The following is a 16,546-nucleotide window of genomic DNA, read 5'->3' on the forward strand; positions in this document are numbered from 1 at the left end:
CTTCCTGCAAGTGAGAGCGCAGGATGAAGAGCCGTCTTTTTACTCTTATTTTTACGCTTCCCTTAATAATCACAGCTTGTGCTCCCGATCAGCGCGACCAGGGTTCAACCCCGGTCACGACTTATGAACCTCCGCGCCCCACGGTGGTGGAACAAGACGGTTATAAAATTGCTAGCGGGGCGACTCGTCTAGTGGACACCAGTGTTGTCTTTGATGCGACAACCAAAGCGATGACTCTTAAAGGTAAAATTGAATATCTGCCGGTTCGTGGGCAGTCGTTGCAAATGATCGATGTAGACCTTGCGGGCTTGGTCGATCAAGACGGATTTATCAATCTGCGCAGCGCTCGTAAAGAAGTGTCTTTGCCTCAAGGTGTGCAATTAGCTGCTAAAGCGACGTGCTTAAGTGAAGAGGGCACCTGTCATTCTTCTTTCATCGATATTTACTTGTATGCCGATGGTCTGATCTATCATCACCAAATTGAGTCGCATCAAGAAGCTCCCAAAAAAGATTCTGCAGAAGAGAAAAAAGAAGAACCGACTTCGCCTGAGCAGACAGAGCCCGAAGATGAATTGGAGTCTGAAGGTGGCGCTGACGAAGTCGAAGGCGATCCGGGTCATTACGTCGGCAGTGTCAAAGAAGACATTGAAAATCTTTTGGATGTAAAACCAGAACCAAAAAAAGACGAACCTAAAAAAGAAGAGCCGAAGTCGGGAGAGCCAAAGAAGGAAGAACCCAAGAAAGAGGAGCCAGAAGCAGAGACTCCGAAAAAGGATGAACCAAAGAAGGATGAGCCTAAGAAGGACGAACCCAAAAAACAGGAACCGAAGCCGGAAACTCCAAAAATTCCTGTTCCCACACCTCGTCCTGAGACTCCTAAGAAGGATGAACCGAAAAAAGAGGAGCCAAAAAAAGAAGAACCTGCAACGGATTCAAAACCTGAGATTAAAAAAGTCAGTCAGGCCATCGGGCCTGTGAATCAAGGTCGTTTAGAAAACGCGATGAATATATTGCGCTACCAAGAGACGCATGAGCCAACAGGTTTTAAAGTTATGCGTCCGGCGCGCCTCACTCACTTTGCAACAAATGAGTTGGGATATATCGTGACGCAAATGGGGCTTTTCACAAAAAAGGAAATGCCTGGATACGTGATGTCGATCGGGGATTTGTCTCGTGAAAAAGGCGGAAAACTTGGATCCCACAAATCACATCAAAATGGTTTGGATGCGGACGTGGCTCTTTTCTTTAACAATAAATCTTTTCAAGGCTTCTTTGCTTCGGCCGTGGCCGTTGATAAACCTCATGCGAACTGGATGGAAGAAGAACAATGGAAGCTCTTTAAACACGTGGTAAAGACAAACCTTATTGACCGAATCTTTATTCACAAGGTTTTAAAGAAATCTCTCTGTAATATAGCTATTAAAAATGGCGAGCTGCAAAAGGGTAAAAACGAAGGCCTAGCTTACGAAACCCTGCGCCGTCTGATCGCCGACACCGACCATCACAACCACTTCCATTTACGAGTGAAGTGTTCCAGCGCCCAGGTTCGTTGCCGCCAAATGGCAGAGCCCGCTCACGGTTCGGGATGTTTTTGACGAATCCCCTTTAGGCTGACACACTTTAGGTATGGCTGATTGGCGCGATCGAAGTGAAATGAATGGGGACGTGGTTTTCTTCCGGTATGTATCGGAGGGGATGGAAAAGAGTCACGAAGAAGTTTTTATCTGGGATTTGGATAAGACCTATCTGGACACGACCATTGATTCGCTATCGGGTCTGATGACCACGATTCTTGAGCGCGCCTTGAATAAGAAAAACATTCCTGGCACCAACGTTCTGATGCAATCTTTGTCGGAGTACCGTAAGCAACAAAAAGGCTACATGTACTTTCCGATTTATTTTATCACAGCATCCCCACCGCAAATGGAAGAGCGCATCTCTGAGAAATTCTCTTTGGATAATATCCGCCCGTTTGGTTGTTTTTATAAAGACAACTTGGCGAATCTTCGTCCCGGTCGTTTCTGGCGTTTGACGAAGCAGGTGGGATACAAGCTTCAAGCCTTGATGCAGTTAAGAACAAGACTTGCCGAGAACGTCCGTCAAATCTGCTGGGGCGATGACAGCGAAACAGACGCCATCATCTACAATCTTTATTCGGATATTTGTTCCAGACGTTTGGGAGCTCACGACATTCGCACGACCTTAGAAGGCTTGAATGTGACTGGTGAGCAAGTAAATACAATCTTAGATTTGCAAGCGAATATTCCAGAGCAAGATCCTGTCGAAAAAATCTATATCAATCTTGCGACGGACACCGATCCTGATTACTACTTAAAGTTTGGGCGCCGCACGTTAGCGACGTACAATACTTTTCAAGTGGCGTTAGATCTTTATCAAGATCACCGCTTAGGCCTTGATGGAATCTACGGTGTTATTCAAGACATGATTTACAACTATGGCTACACACCCGAAGAGCTGATGAAAAGTTTTGACGAATTTATCCGTCGTGGTGTCTTAGGTGAAAGAGCCTATCAAGAGGTGAAACCTTTCTTCAACGAAAAGGGATTGCTGCACAACTCTTACGAACCTTCTGTAAGTCCCCTTAAAGAAAAAACTGTTGAGGATGGAAGGGTGTACGAGATGGAAGGAGTCCACGAGCCTTGGATTCCTGAGCGGATCGATTATCTTCACGACTATCGTTAGGCGCTTGCACGCGGGATTTTTATAGCTAAGAGTTTTTTATAGCTCATAGCTGCGGACGGCACGCCGTCCGGGCTCGGTCAGCGCCGGCTTCGCCGGTTCGGGCCATCCAGGCCCCGCTGAAGGCCGTCCTTCGTATGAACTATAAAAAACTCTTAGCTATAAAAATCTTCGTTAAGGTCTAACGTTATCGGAAATAACTGCGACAGGAATCCATTTTAGGCTTCGTGCGTTTTGGGTACCTGCTTCCCTTTGTGTTGAAAAGGAAACGGGTACCGTTATTCGAAGCGGAGAGGGAAGACTGTGGAGATGGGGTCGCCGTTGAAGGATTTGAATTCGACTCGGCGGGTGGCTTCGAGGAGGCATTTTTTGAAGCCGGCGTCGTTGATGCTTGAAGAGGCGATTTCGGCTTGGTTTACTTTGCCGGTGCGTTCGATGGTGAAGGTGATTGAGGCTTGGCCTGTGACTCCCGGAGTTTTTTGCAGAAGCTGAGTGTAGCATTTGAAGAAAGAGCCGCGGTGAGTTTTCAAGGTGTCTTGAATGAACTCGGAAGTCAGGCCTTCTTGGATGTTGGGTGTCGGCTGTGTCGGGCTGGTTTCGGCTGGCGCTAGATCAGGCAAAGTTTCTGTCGGAGCTTGTTTCTTGTAATTCATTTCGTAGTCGGTGGCGTTCCAGCGGACGCCGTCCTTAGAAATGTAGACGCTGCCTTCGCGGCCGAAGTTTTCTACTTGCAGGTCGCCTCTTTTTAAAATCAAAACGATGCGATCACTTTCTTCATCAATGGTGATTAAAGAATTTTCGGGAATACGAATGCGGTAAGCGGAATCAAATTCCATGGTCGCGTCACCGTCTACGCCAGTCTCTACTGAATCTAATGCGAAGAGCGTGGATTTGCGCGTGAGAGTTTCTTTTTGTGTGAGGTTTTTGCGCAAGACAAAGACTTTACCCAGATTGAGTTCAATGCGGGCTAAAGGGCGAGAGCCTGGCTTCTGTTTTTCAGTTTGTGTTGCTACGAAAAGAGAAAGGCCTACGCTTACAAGACCTAAAATAATCAGAGTGGAAATCAACCAGTTGTTCTTCGCCATAGTGAAACTATAGCGAAGAACTTTTTGAAGATGTACTAAAATTACTGAGCAGGAGTTGCAGTTGCTGCAGGTGTCGCAGCTGGAGTTGCCGTCGCTGCTGGAGTTTCCGCAGGAACAGCGGCTGCACCATTAGCATCTGTTGTTGCAGGAGCCGCCGCCGGAGCTGTTGGCAAAGGCAAAGAATCAACAACGGATTTTGTTTTAGAAGAAGTCAAAATAGATAAAGTTAAACAGCTGATCGCAAAAAAGATCGCTGCCCAAACAGTCATTTTACCAGCCAAAGATTGTGCGCCTGTAGCACCCAACAAAGAGTTCGAACCGCTTGCGCCGCCCATTCCAAGGGCGCCATCACTTTTAGAATCTTGAATCAAAACAAGAACAATCAAGACCAAAGCAACGATGATATGAAGAATTCCAATGAAAGTAGTCATTTTCTAGTATCTCCCAAAGATCCCTGAATATAGGGACAAACAGGGGTCTTCGTCCACCCCAAAGTGCCCTAAATCCACGGCATTGATGCTCTATGTCATGGCCTGGTCTTTTCAAATTTAAGCCAGTCTATAAACTAGAACTTATGAAAAAAACTCTCTTGGTCCTTCTGCTTCTGAGCTTCCAAATCCTTACAGCCTGCACTTCGGATGAAAAAGTGCTTAAAACAAAGGCATTAGAGCTCGCCGAAAAGAAATTCTCGGAGCAAATTAAACAAGAAGCCGACGACAGCCTTTCTCAATCCCCGTGGCTGCACCAAGCCTATACTCAGTTTATTCAAGACAACTCAAAAGTTTCCGTGGAAGAGGTGAAGTTTCAAGGAGAGACCTTAGCCACAGTGTCTGTTGTGGTTGAGACTTACCCGATGAAACTCCGTCGCACACTTTTGGGTATCGCTTCTCGTGTGGACTCCAGCAAAAGCCGCCGCTTCAATTTTAGCGAGGCTCGCGGGTTGATCGTCCAGCAGGGCATGGAGAAAGGCGAAGTCGAATCTCAGCCCCTGGGTGTTTTCAAATTTCACAAGTCAGATAAGAACTGGATTCTAGATTAGAACATCCAGCCCAATTGGATCTTACATAAAGTAAAGCGCGGAAAGTAGGAGGCGATATTCAAAGTCGTATCCACTTCATCCTTGTACTCGTTGTTCGTAGCATAGTTGATGTAGTCATCATCACGTTTGGAAACATGAACTGGCTGCGCCCATGAGAGCCAATCTACGCCGATCGTAAAGTTCTTTTTAATTGTCCATCGGTTGCCGAAAGCAAGATTGAAACCCCAAGCTTCAATGCCGACGACTTCGGCGTCAGGGTACGAACCACTGATGGCGTCGACAAACTCGTTTCCTAGTTGTGCGTTGAAAGAGAAATAAGTGATGCCGTAACTCCAGTGGAAACTGTTGTTATTGCCATAGCTTCGACGAATCAAAGAAATACGGCGCTCGGTCATCTTGCCCAGATCATCAACGAAGAAAGGCAATGCTAAGGAACCTTGTAGGAACTCAAGCTCCCAGGATTTGGAAGCGTCTTGATTGATTCCCGCAGTGACACCCCATTTGCTGGGAATTAAAAGATCAAATGGCGCATAGTCGCCGATCACAAAATATTTATTTTCTTCCCGGTTCACTCGCGACTCATCCAAGATGCCAAAGGCTGACGAGGCGATCTTTTCAAGCTGATTTCTTTCAGCCTCTGGAGCAGCAGGTTCAGAAGTCGAAGTCTGCGCAGAGACGAGAATAGGAAATAGAAGAAAGAATAAAAGATTTAAAATACGCATACGAATTTGTATGCCGCAGTAACATTGAAGGCAATAAAAAGGCGCACGCGTTGCGCGCCTTTTTAATGAGAGAAGTTGTCTTTATCTTCGTTCTCTAAGTTTTCACCTGGAGAAGAAGATGAGGACTTACTTTCTTCTGGAGTTGGCACTTTGCCTTTTCCATCATATTCATTGATGAATTCTTCCGGTGGGCCTTCCATCGTATGAAATTGTTTGGGCCTATCGATCGGCTTTTGAGGTGTGGTAAAGACCGGTTGAATATTGTTGATGTATTTATCAGCCATTGGAACCTCCTCAAATGACATTCCTCATTTTAGCAAATACGTGCGGCAAAATTGCAAAAGGTCCTGTTTATTATGCAATTGAAACTCAAAATAAGAGTTAGGTCTGAGGGGATTCAATGGGTGCAAAAATATTTAAAGATCGAGGCAGGACGCGGATTTTTAAAGGCGTTGTCGTGCGCACATCGCCATCCACGTCGACATGCATGGTGCGTTTGGTGCGAAGTTGGATTGTTTGCCCAGAAAAACTTGTCACATCGTCTTCTCGTTTAAATTTTCCCGTGATCAATGCGGGAATTAAGACGAAAGAATGCCACCACTTTTTGGATTCTGTACTCAAACCATGCAGAGTGCCGTCTTCCAAAGAAGCATCCTTGTGAATGACAAGTCCGTTCCCGTAATTTCTGCCGTTGCAGATACTGACTTGCCAGGAAAAAGCGCTGTGAATTTTTCCGTCAAACTCCAGTTGAACCCAGAAAGGTGTCATTCGTAAAACAACCTTGATGGCGGTGAGTATAAAGGCAAAAACTCCTAGCCAGCGTTTCAGGTCTGATTGGACGACGCGATTGACTTGAGTGCTTAAACCCAAGCCTACCACATTCATAAAAGGTATGCCGTTCACAATTCCCGTGTCCACACTCTGGATCTGTCCGGTTTTAAGAAGTTCTAATGCGTCTTTGATATTCGTCGGGATATTCAAAGTGCGAGCTAAGTTATTCGCGGTCCCCGAAGGAATCAAAAGCAACGGAAGATTGTGACGAATCAAAGCGGGTAAGGCCTCGCGCACAGAGCCGTCGCCTCCGGAGACCAAGACAACTGGATTTTCTTTTGCAAAATGATCGATGACTTCAACCATGGATCTGCCAGATTTCTGATTGTGATCCAACACCTCGTAGCCGTTTTCTTTCAACCATGCTGTGATTTCTTCCTGCACCTGATGGCCCTGCCGAGCCTTGGGGTTGACCAACACCAGGATCTTTTTCATAGTGTGTTGATGAAGAGAATTCTGCATATTTCTGATCTCCACTTCGGGCGCATTCATCCTCCGGCTATTGAGGCGCTAGAAAGTTTTTTGGCGGCTCAACAGCAAAAACTGGATTTGATCGTCATGACGGGGGATTGGACTCAAAGAGCCCGTAAAGGCCAATATCAAGCTGCGGCCGAGTTCATCAAACGATCTCCGTTTCCAGTATTAACGATTCCTGGGAATCACGATATTCCTTTGTACAATTTCGTCGCGCGACTGTTGCAACCTTTGAGAAACTACAATCGTTTTATCCGCAGCGTGACGACTGACACTTTTGAAGATCCGGAAATGGTCATCGTGGGATTTCGCACCGCCAGTGTTTTTCGTCCTGTAGAAGGACGTATTCTAAAAAAAGATATCGAACGCGCCGAGAGCGCTTTTTCTAAGGCGCCGGATTCGGCTCTGCGGGTGATTGCCTGTCATCATCCGCTGTTTCAACCGAAAGATTTGGCGCGCATTCAGCCTGAATATCTAGCCAAAAGAGTTTTGGCTTTGAAACCGCACTTAGTTCTGAGCGGGCATTCGCATTTAAACTGGGTCGCGACTGTGAAGGATGAAGAACGTCATCAGATTTTGCATGTGTCCGCGGGGAGTGCAACGTCGGATCGTCTGCGTGGCGAGGTGAATAGCTTCCACATCATCACCACGGAAAATGCGGGCGTGAATATAGAGACTTATTTTCTCTCAGAAGAAGGCTTTGTCATTCCGAAGGGCGAAGTTCACAAGTCCGTTAAATGGGAACCATTTATTAATCTGTGAGGCTGCTTCCTAGTGCCCTGGGCTGGTTCGATGTCGAAGGCTTAGACATGTGAGTTCTCGTCCAATCAAATACTTAGTAATCAAAATAGCCCGGTCTTGGCTTTGCACCCAAGTCCCACCAGTATGAAAACACAATGGCGCTTCTTATTGGTGGCTTTGCTTTTCCTTTTGCCTTCAGCTTATTCATGGGCTGAAGACCCGTCTCGTATTGAGACTGAGTTAGAAGAGAAGGTGCTTGATAAGGCTCAGGTGGCTGAGCACGAGCGCACGCTTATCAAAATAGCCGAAGATAAGATCTATGAATTTGATCGCTATCCTGACCGCGAAGAAATGAAAGCGGCCTTAGGTTTAAAACTTCCCGAAAAAGTAAAGCAGCAGATTCTTGCGCGCGGTGGTTCTATTGAAGAGGCCGACCCGATGCTGGCCTATGAAAGTCTTCCTGAAGATAGAAAACAAAAGTTCCAAGAAATGCGTTTGATGTTCTTAGCGAATGCAGCTCGGATTATGAACTCTACAAAGTTTGTATTTGGAGCGGGCAGCCTGGTTGGTGATGCGTTTAGTTTCGTGAAGGTAAAAACGAAACAGGCTTTTGGTAAAACGGTTGAACAGACGCCTTCAGAAAAAAGAACTTTTTCGGTGCGCAGTCATCAAGCGGTTCAAGCAGTTTTAAAAGGAATTGATTATAAATTATGGTCGCAGGCTCCTTTGGTTATTGATTCAAATGAATTTGGTTTAAGCGTCTCTGTAGGCGCCTTGGCGGAAACAGGCGTATTGCGCAAAGGCGGCGGTGGTGCTGAAGAAGTGGGCTTAAGTTTCGCGTTTAATAAATCCAAGCGCGCATTCGTGTTTGAAATTTTCCACAACTCTGAAAACTTCGATAATACAAAAGCGGCGGTTTCGGTTTTAGGTCTTGTGGGTAAAGCAGGTATTACTTTAGGTCGTCGCAGTGGCGCGGACACTTTAAAAGGCAGCTCGTTTTATCCGCCGGCGGTGCCTGGTTATAGCGTGTCATCACCTGAGTATTTCTCGGCAGGATTGAGCTCGAGTTTAGGTCTTCCTCCGCCTCCTTTGGCGGACTTATTGACTTTCACCAACCGTTTTGAACGCCACAGTCTTATTCGTGTCACGGTGTCCCCATTAGTGAAGGGCTACGTCAGACTCGAATTTGGCGACGTTCGCGGTTCAATGCGCCTTGTCGGAATGCGTTTTGTTGACGTCTATCGCGCTATATCTGACAAAGTTCTTTCGTACGGCCGTGGCCGTAGCTGCAGTGTAGTCTTTAATTAGAAGTTGGCCTTAATGAAATTTTTGGTTTTTGAAGGATTGGATGGCTCTGGGAAGAGCTCCTTGATGCGGGCCCTTGAAGGGGAGTTGGCGCGTCGTGGAGTGGCTTTTCAACGCACTCGTGAACCAGGCGGAACACCTCTTGGGGATGAAATTCGCAATATGATTCTTCGTACGGAAGGGCCTTCGCCACTTCCACGCACTGAACTTCTTTTGTATGAAGCAAGTCGCGCTCAACACGTCGAACAAGTGATCCGTCCAGCTTTGGCCAAAGGAACTTGGGTGCTTTGTGATCGCTTCACCGCAAGCTCTGTGGCCTTCCAAGGTGGCGGTCGTGATATTTCCGAAAAAGACGTGATGACTTTAAATGACTTCGCTACGGGCGGGCTTAAAGCCGATCTGACCATTCTTTTGGATCTTTCTGTCGAAGAGTCTCGTTCGCGCCGTCAAGGCCGAGGTGCTGCTAACGGAGAAAGTGAAGACCGCATTGAATCTGAAGCAGATTCCTTTCATGAAAAAGTGCGCCAGTCTTTTTTAAAGCAAGCTCGCGCTGAAGCGTCTTCATGGCTTGTGCTCAATGCCCAAGAAACTCCCGAAGTTCTTTTCCAACAACTTCTGAAGGCTTTGGCCGAAAAGAATATTTTGAAATAGGTTGTTGATGGCTCGACTGCTCGATTTCGTCTTAGGACATCAAGATATTATCGCAAAGCTCGTCGCTTCCTTTGAACAGGGAAAGCCCGGGCAGACGTATCTTTTTGTCGGACCTGCGGGCATTGGAAAAAAGCTCACCGCCAAAGGCTTGGCGCAAGCACTGGCATGCCCACAAAGTCCTCGTGGTTGCGGCAAATGTCCATCGTGTTTTCGAATGGCGCAAGGAACTCATGAAGGTCTAAAAGTCATTGAGCCTTCCGGAGCGCAAATCAAGATGGAACAAGCCCGCGAGGTGATTGAGTTCCTCAGTCTGAAAAGTCTTTCCGGAAATCGCGTGATCATCATCGATCAAGCGCAGAATTTAAATCCGCAGGCCGCGAACTCCTTGTTAAAAACTCTGGAAGAACCACCTGAAGGAACCTTCTTCTTTTTGATCGCTCCGAGTGTTGCAGGTTTGATGCAAACCATTCGCTCGCGTTCTCGCATTGTACAGTTCAAACCTTTGACGTCGGAAGATCTTCAGAAAAAAGTGAAGGCGCCAGCTTGGGCTTTGCGTGCGGCTCGTGGAAGTTTCGAGAAGCTTGCGCAGTTGCAAGAAGGCCCTGAATTAGAGCTTCGTCAAAAATCCGTCGAGATGTTGAACTTGTTTTTGACGGACGCGGATTTTCTTTTGAATGAAACTTGGCGCACGGAATTCAAAGATCGTGCGCAAGGGCAGCGTCTGATTTCTTACTGGGTCAGCTTTATGAAGGATGCTATCTATCTTCAAGAAGGTGCTAAAACTCAGATCACGAATCTGGATCAGGCGCCGATCATTAAGACCTTGGCCGAATACAACCGCGAATTCTTGTTGGCTTTAATGCAGAAGTCCCTGCAGGTAGAGCAGTCCTTTGGCGCCAACCGTGATCCTCAATTGGTTATGGAAGAGTTCTTTATTACCCATCGTCCCTAGGGTATACTAGCCCTATGGAATGGATTGATATTCACGCTCATTTAAACATGCTCGAAGAGGGCGTCGAAGCTGCGATTGCCAATGCAAAAGCTGCCGGCGTTCGTAAAATCATCACTATTGGTACCGAGCCTGGTGATCATCCCATCGTTTTGGACATCGCCCGTAAGTATTATCCCGATGTGTATTGCACGTTGGGAGTTCATCCTCATGACGGAAAAGTTTATACCGAAGAAGCGGGCCGCTTCATTGAAGAACATTCCAGTGAACCTTGCGTGGTTGCGATTGGGGAAATCGGTTTAGATTATTACTATGACCAATCACCTCGCGAACAGCAGAAAGAAGCTTTCCGCGCGCAGTTGGAAATCGCGAAACGCACGAAACTTCCAATTGAAATTCACACGCGTGATGCGGAAGAAGACACGATTGAGATCTTGAAAGAATTTAAAGGCGAAGTGACGGGTCTTGTTCACTGCTTTACGGGAACGGAGTGGCTTGCGAAGCAGGCTTTGGATGTGGGGCTCAATATTTCCATCAGTGGAGTTGTGACTTTCAAAAACGCCGACAGTCTTCGCGCGACGGTGAAGATGTTGCCGCTGGATCGTATTCACGTTGAAACCGATGCTCCTTTCTTAGCACCTATTCCTATGCGCGGAAAAAAGAATACACCGGCTTACGTCGTTCATACGGCGAAGTTCGTGGCTGAACTCAAAGGCATTTCTGAGGAACAGCTCTGCGAGCAAACGCGTATCAATGCTCTGAAGATGTTCCCCAAAATAAAATGGTAGTTAGTTCATTTTGTCGATGGCTTTGATGATCCAATCTGAAGCCGCACCGACTTTTGTGGCTTGAGTTATACCCATACAGCTATACTGTCCGTTGGCGAGTTTAGGCCCAAGCACGGCCGAATTTACTCCGATAATTTTTAGTACGCCCTCTTTATGATAAAACTGCGGTCCACCGGAATCGCCTTGGCAGATAGAGGTGTCGGCACCGCTGACAGTCCAATAGCGATCGTCGGAGCGATGGTAGGAAGAATCAATCTTCAAGATGCCACGATGAAGCTGACCAAGATAAGCATAGATGTCCTGGTTTTTTCTTCCCGTATAATCTTTCGAGCGTCCATAGCCATACACATAGACTTCTTCATTAGAGTAGTCGGTACGTCTGTCAGTATCGAAATCCACCGGCTGAAATCCATCGGGTATAGAGACTTCAAAGCGAACCACGGCGATGTCATGGTCATATAATTTTTTAGTGCTGTTATAGTCGGGATGAATTTCCCAGTCGCTGGCTTTGCGAGCGACCGCGGAGCGCTGATACATAGAATATTTTTTCGTCGTGAAGATGATGTTCACTCCGGAAAGGGACGGCAGGCGCTGTTTATCGAAACAGTGCCCTGCCGTTAAGACCGTGTGGGGCCCGATCAATGTGCCCGTACAAAAACCTAAGCCTTGGCCAAAGCGATTTGTCATCTCAACAAGAATCACACTGCGCGAAGCCTCGGTTGTTCTTTCCGTGATGGGCTGACCGCCAATGACGGATGTGCCTGGCGCTGATGTCAGAGCGTCGTGGGAACTGATATCAGGCGAGCAGGCGATGAGCATCGTGGATGCTGTGAATAGAAACAGTGACTTTTTCAAGATCATCTCCTTGCATGGGGGTCCAAGAAATATCTGAGGTAGAGTATGAACTCAGGTGACGAAGTGGTAAGGTGTTTAAAGACAAGTGAAACTATTCAGCGGAATTGGGATGCGTCTTTAGAGGACAAATCTACTGCCGCGGTGGCAGTAAGCAAATGCGTCAAGATTTAGTCTCCACCTCGTATCTTGTTTTCGATAGTTGCTGTTCGATCCTGAAAAAATCGACAAAGGCGTCAGCCAGTCAAACGTACCTATGTAAGACAGCGCGAGGCATTCTTCTTGCGCGATATTAGACGCAGGATTAACGTGAGTATGTCATTTTTCAATCTAACTTAAGGAGCTAATATGGCGAGTATCACTCTTAAAGGAAACCCAGTGAAAACAACTGGAGAGCTTCCGGCAAAAGGCACAACAGTAAAAGATTTTAAACTTGTGAAAAACGATCTTTCAGAAGTATCCCTAGCCAATTTCGCAGGCAAAAAGAAAGTTCTTAATATTTTTCCAAGCGTAGACACAGGCACATGTGCGGCGTCTGTTAGAAAATTCAATCAAGAAGCGGCGAAATTAAACAACACGGTTGTTTTGAATATCTCTGCCGATCTTCCATTTGCTCAAGCGCGTTTCTGTGGCGCTGAAGGCATCAAGAACTGTGAAACCGTATCGTCATTCCGCAGCGGTTTTGGTAAAGAGTGGGGATTGCAAATCGAAGATTCTCCATTGGCGGGGCTTCTTTCTAGAGCCGTCGTGGTTCTATCCGAGGACAACAAAGTTCTTCACTGCGAACAGGTATCTGAAATCGTGAATGAACCGAACTACGAAGCGGCTTTGGCAGCAGTGGTTTCTTAGGTCGGTCACCCTTTAAGCCGCTGGCGTAAAATAAGGCCACGAACCATCAAGAACCGAACGGGACTTGTTATTCGTGGTTCTGATAAAAATTGTATTACAAGCATGTTTGCAGGCCGACGACAAATCGGCCTTTTCTTTTTGCCTCTCATTTATCCCTCTGCTCTCTTAGGGAGCATCAGCGCCGCCACGAATTGTCTGCTGTCGAAGTTTTAAACGACCCAGGGTGTTTCTAAACAAATCTGCATCACTTTCGGAACTTCCCGTAACGGCATGATCTTTGGAATATTCGGCTTCGGAATTTGGGCTGGCTGTAATTTCTTGGGGCAACTGGTCCGACTCTAAAAATTTGTACGTTAAGAAAACAAGTCGGAGAACACTATGAAAGCGTTTACAAAAACGCTAATGGCGATGTCTTTGCTGACGTCCCACTTAGCGCAAGCCTCAGGTATTGAAGATCTTCCCGGTTTCGATGAAGAAACCACCCAAACCCCGGCCCCGGTGCTAACCCCGGCGGTGCCCACACAAAATACGCAAGCATCGAATCTGCTTGCGGGCTCTGTGTCGATCAACTCGATTTCAAGAAAGTCAAACGGAACTCTTTATACAGTGGACTTGAAGCAGGCGCTGTCTTTAGTTCGTATCGACTTACGAGTCACCGCGCAGAAGTTGAAATTGCACCGAGTGACGTTGGTTACTGATACGGGCGCTCGCGTGAATACAAGACAGTTAGAAAATTCGGATGTGTTAGAGGCTGGGAATGTGCTCTCTTCCGAAACTTTAAATCAAAGTGACCGTGTGGTTTCAATTGAAGTTGTGGCTGAATCCTATGGAGCTGAAGCCAATATTCTTTTGACGGCGATTGCGGATAGGGAAGTACCCGTCATGAAACTTCGCACTGTCACGGCACCCGTACAACCTACGCGTCCCACGCCACCAGCGCCACCGACGCCGCAAAGACCGGATTCCACTCGGCCACCGGTTTATCAGGACACGCGCCTGAATCGCGGTGACGATGTGATCTCGGGCCCTTTCTCTGATGGAAAATACTACTTTGGGAAAGTTGTCGAGATATTCAATAACGGCCAAATCCTAGTGCGCGATAACGATGATGGAAAATCGTACACACGAAATTCCAATATCGTCAGCAAGCGAGTTCGCTGTGATGTTTCTGGTGTTTACTGTCAGGGCGTGAGAGTGTTGTCAGGGCCTTTCACTGATAACAAGTTTTATACGGGAGTGATTCACTCAGTATATGTCAACGGTCTGGTTTTTGTGACGGACGATGATGATGGAAAAGTCTATCGTCGTGAAACCAAAATCATCGCGTTGGCTTCTAAGTGTGCGGCTTCAGGACACTGTGCTGGTGACAACGTGATCTCGGGTCCTTTCAGCGGAAAGTACTACAATGGTGTTGTCGAGGGTGGTTATTCAAATGGCTTGATTGCCGTGAGAGATGCTGACGATGGAAAGGTTTACTACCGCAATGCCTCAGTGGTTCTTAAATCTTTACGCTGCGATCAGGCATCGGGTCTTTGCATAAATACGGAAGTCATCTCTGGCCCATTTACGAATAACAAATATTATTCGGGTGTCATCACTGGAATCTATTCTAACGGAGTCATTTACGTTCGTGACCATGACGACGGCAAGGTTTACGCACGCAAAGCTTCAGATCTTTCTAAGCGTCTTCGCTGTGAACAGAAGAAAGGTCTTTGCGAGGGCGCCCGCGTTGTATCGGGTCCGTATCGCAATGGAACCTATTATGCCGGAACAGTTGTTAGAATTTACGCTAACGGTCTGATCCAAGTGCGTGATGATGACGATGGCAAGATATACGACCGTAAAGCCTCTGAGTTGTCTGGCATTAGAAACTAAATTTGAACCGAACATATTTAGAAAACCAAAAGGGCTTCGCAAAACGAAGCCCTTTTTCTTTTTCGAAGATTGCAAATCAGAGAGGCGCCCAAAAACGGTCCCTGTCTAAATTTGAGACAGCTGTCGAAACTTTAGATGCAATATATGACAGCTTACGTACGCAACCGCAGGCACGTTCCTTGGAAATATCCGTTCGGATTAGAAAACTAGGAGCGTTATATGAACCGTCGTCTGATTGTAACAATGCTTGCGGCATTAAGTGTGGTGCAGAACTCTGCTTATGCTCAAACTATTGATGATCTTCCGGGCTTTGATGATATGGATATCACTCCCACAGTCCCTGTCGATCAGACTCCGGTCGTTACGACGCCTGTTGAACAGAAGCCGGTTGATACGGCTCCGGTACAAACCCAGTATGCGGGTTCGGCTTCATTAAATTCAATTCCGCGCAAGTCAGGCGGCACCCTTCACACTTTAAAACTTTCTCAAGCTTTGACTTTGCTTCGTCTTGATTTGCGAGTCACGAACAGCAAGGTGAAAGTTCATAAAACTTCTTTGGTGACTGAGCAAGGTCAAAAGATTGACGTACGCCAGCTTTCACAAACCGACGTTTTGACGACAGGATCTTTATCCTCTTCAGAAAATTTGACAGCAAACTCTCGCATCGCCGCCATTGAAATCTTGGCAGAATCTTATTCGGCTGAAGCCGACGTGATGGTCACAGCCATCGCGAGTGATGCGGTTCCAAAAATGACGGTGTCTGTAGAGCAGATAGCACAACCTGTGGAGCCGACACGTCCGTCAACACCGTCGGTGCCACAAGCTCCGCCACCTCCAGGAGCGACTCGTCCAGATCCGTATCGTCCACCGGTTTATGAAGACAATATCATCCGCGTTGGCGACGAAGTTCTTTATGCGCGATCTTACCCGGGCGTGGTGACATATATCTCAGGAACAGAAGTTCGTGTACGCCTTAATGGTTACGGTGAGACTCGAGCTGGGACGAGTGATATAGCTAAATCAGTGCGTTGCTTAAAGGGCATCTGTGTGGGTGATGAAGGACTGTATGGCGGCTCGTACAAAGGCACCGTCGTTAAAATGTATTCGAATGCACTTATGACAGTTCGTTTGCAAGCTTATGGCAATTCTATTGTGGCGATGCGCGATTTCGCAAAAGCGCAACGCTGCCTAGGTACAATTTGTCAGGGTGATGCCGGTCTGTATGCCGGAGCTTATCGCGCCAGTGTTCTTGGGGCTTTCGACAACGGAATGCTTGAACTAAGAATCAACGGTTCTGTGAGCATCGCGATGGCAAGAGATTTTTCGAAGTCATCTTCTTGCAACCGCGAACGCACGATGTGCGCGGGAGCAGACATCCTTTATGCCGGCAGCTACCCGGGCCGTGCTTTGGAATTCTATGATAACGGCATGATGTCCTTCCAACTGGATGGATACAGTGGATCCAGCTCAAGTTACACGCGTGATGTTGCTTACTCTGTGCGCGACAGTCGAATCGGCAGAACTTACCTGTACTCCGGTTATTATCGTGCGACGGTGATTGCGGTGTATTCAAACGGCATGGCGCGAGTGGCTTTGGCCGGTTATTCCGGTTCCAGCATCGTGAGAGCAAGTGATTTAAGATAAAAATTTTTAGTTAACAAGAAAGCATATTTATAACCCGAAGG

17 protein-coding genes are annotated in these 16,546 nt (G+C 47.0%); 11 read left to right on the forward strand and 6 right to left on the reverse strand.

Translation table 11 applies throughout. The annotated features are described in order from the left end of the window. The first annotated feature begins 23 nt into the window (after positions 1-23). Together AZI85_RS07280 and AZI85_RS07285 are read left to right on the forward strand one after the other, a co-directional pair. Positions 24-1,595 (forward strand): penicillin-insensitive murein endopeptidase, encoded by a 1,572-nt coding sequence (locus tag AZI85_RS07280; RefSeq protein WP_063243462.1) that lies wholly within the window; start codon positions 24-26, stop codon positions 1,593-1,595. 100 nt (positions 1,596-1,695) lie between these two features. After that, complete coding sequence (locus tag AZI85_RS07285; RefSeq protein WP_253720895.1) at positions 1,696-2,703, forward strand: phosphatase domain-containing protein; 1,008 nt, start codon at positions 1,696-1,698, stop codon at positions 2,701-2,703. Between the two features lie 275 nt (positions 2,704-2,978). On the opposite strand, the gene AZI85_RS07290 is transcribed toward AZI85_RS07285, so the two are convergent. Both AZI85_RS07290 and secG read right to left on the reverse strand, forming a co-directional pair. After that, the gene (locus AZI85_RS07290) at positions 2,979-3,785 is read right to left on the reverse strand and encodes a TonB family protein (RefSeq protein WP_063243464.1); all 807 of its coding nucleotides are present in this window, start codon (positions 3,783-3,785) and stop codon (positions 2,979-2,981) included. Positions 3,786-3,826: 41 nt separating this feature from the next. Next, the gene (gene secG, locus AZI85_RS07295) at positions 3,827-4,216 is read right to left on the reverse strand and encodes a preprotein translocase subunit SecG (protein ID WP_063243465.1); all 390 of its coding nucleotides are present in this window, start codon (positions 4,214-4,216) and stop codon (positions 3,827-3,829) included. Between the two features lie 143 nt (positions 4,217-4,359). On the opposite strand from secG, the gene AZI85_RS07300 reads away from it, so the two are divergent. Next, positions 4,360-4,824 (forward strand): hypothetical protein, encoded by a 465-nt coding sequence (locus AZI85_RS07300; protein WP_155723959.1) that lies wholly within the window; start codon positions 4,360-4,362, stop codon positions 4,822-4,824. Here AZI85_RS07300 and AZI85_RS07305 read toward each other — a convergent pair. From AZI85_RS07305 to AZI85_RS07315, 3 genes are all read right to left on the reverse strand, one after another. Next, complete coding sequence (locus AZI85_RS07305) at positions 4,821-5,546, reverse strand: hypothetical protein (protein ID WP_063243467.1); 726 nt, start codon at positions 5,544-5,546, stop codon at positions 4,821-4,823. The genes AZI85_RS07300 and AZI85_RS07305 overlap by 4 nt on opposite strands. Positions 5,547-5,608: 62 nt before the next feature. Further along, positions 5,609-5,830, reverse strand: a complete 222-nt coding sequence (locus tag AZI85_RS07310) for a hypothetical protein (protein WP_063243468.1) — start codon at positions 5,828-5,830, stop codon at positions 5,609-5,611. 97 nt (positions 5,831-5,927) lie between these two features. Next, entirely contained in the window at positions 5,928-6,839 is a 912-nt protein-coding gene (locus AZI85_RS07315) for a diacylglycerol/lipid kinase family protein (protein ID WP_063243469.1), read from the reverse strand. Here AZI85_RS07315 and AZI85_RS07320 point away from each other — a divergent pair. The 5 genes from AZI85_RS07320 to AZI85_RS07340 all read left to right on the forward strand — a co-directional run bounded on the left by AZI85_RS07320 (position 6,822) and on the right by AZI85_RS07340 (position 11,285). After that, positions 6,822-7,613, forward strand: coding sequence for a metallophosphoesterase family protein (locus AZI85_RS07320; protein ID WP_063243470.1), 792 nt, complete (start codon positions 6,822-6,824; stop codon positions 7,611-7,613). The genes AZI85_RS07315 and AZI85_RS07320 overlap by 18 nt on opposite strands. Positions 7,614-7,736: 123 nt before the next feature. Next, positions 7,737-8,900: a hypothetical protein gene (locus AZI85_RS07325; protein WP_063243471.1), complete on the forward strand. Its 1,164-nt coding sequence runs from the start codon at positions 7,737-7,739 to the stop codon at positions 8,898-8,900. Positions 8,901-8,912: 12 nt separating this feature from the next. Next, positions 8,913-9,548, forward strand: coding sequence for a dTMP kinase (gene tmk / locus AZI85_RS07330; protein WP_063243472.1), 636 nt, complete (start codon positions 8,913-8,915; stop codon positions 9,546-9,548). A 7-nt stretch (positions 9,549-9,555) separates the two neighbouring features. After that, the gene (locus AZI85_RS07335) at positions 9,556-10,500 is read left to right on the forward strand and encodes an ATP-binding protein (RefSeq protein WP_063243594.1); all 945 of its coding nucleotides are present in this window, start codon (positions 9,556-9,558) and stop codon (positions 10,498-10,500) included. A gap of 14 nt (positions 10,501-10,514) precedes the next feature. Then, a complete protein-coding gene (locus tag AZI85_RS07340; RefSeq protein ID WP_063208856.1) occupies positions 10,515-11,285 on the forward strand; it encodes a TatD family hydrolase in 771 nt (256 codons plus the stop codon). Here AZI85_RS07340 and AZI85_RS07345 read toward each other — a convergent pair whose 3' ends face one another. Beyond that, positions 11,286-12,140, reverse strand: coding sequence for a S1 family peptidase (locus AZI85_RS07345; RefSeq protein WP_172795316.1), 855 nt, complete (start codon positions 12,138-12,140; stop codon positions 11,286-11,288). Between the two features lie 345 nt (positions 12,141-12,485). Between AZI85_RS07345 and tpx the strand changes: the two genes are divergently transcribed. The 3 genes from tpx (at position 12,486) to AZI85_RS07360 (ending at position 16,505) form a co-directional block, all read left to right on the forward strand. Then, positions 12,486-12,986 (forward strand): thiol peroxidase, encoded by a 501-nt coding sequence (tpx, locus tag AZI85_RS07350; protein WP_063208860.1) that lies wholly within the window; start codon positions 12,486-12,488, stop codon positions 12,984-12,986. A 378-nt stretch (positions 12,987-13,364) separates the two neighbouring features. Next, the gene (locus tag AZI85_RS07355; RefSeq protein ID WP_063243474.1) at positions 13,365-14,861 is read left to right on the forward strand and encodes a beta-sandwich domain-containing protein; all 1,497 of its coding nucleotides are present in this window, start codon (positions 13,365-13,367) and stop codon (positions 14,859-14,861) included. Positions 14,862-15,080: 219 nt separating this feature from the next. Next, positions 15,081-16,505, forward strand: coding sequence for a beta-sandwich domain-containing protein (locus tag AZI85_RS07360; protein WP_063243475.1), 1,425 nt, complete (start codon positions 15,081-15,083; stop codon positions 16,503-16,505). The last annotated feature ends 41 nt before the right edge of the window (positions 16,506-16,546 follow it).

Source organism: Bdellovibrio bacteriovorus (genome assembly GCF_001592755.1).
Classification (GTDB): Bacteria; Bdellovibrionota; Bdellovibrionia; order Bdellovibrionales; family Bdellovibrionaceae; genus Bdellovibrio; species Bdellovibrio bacteriovorus_E.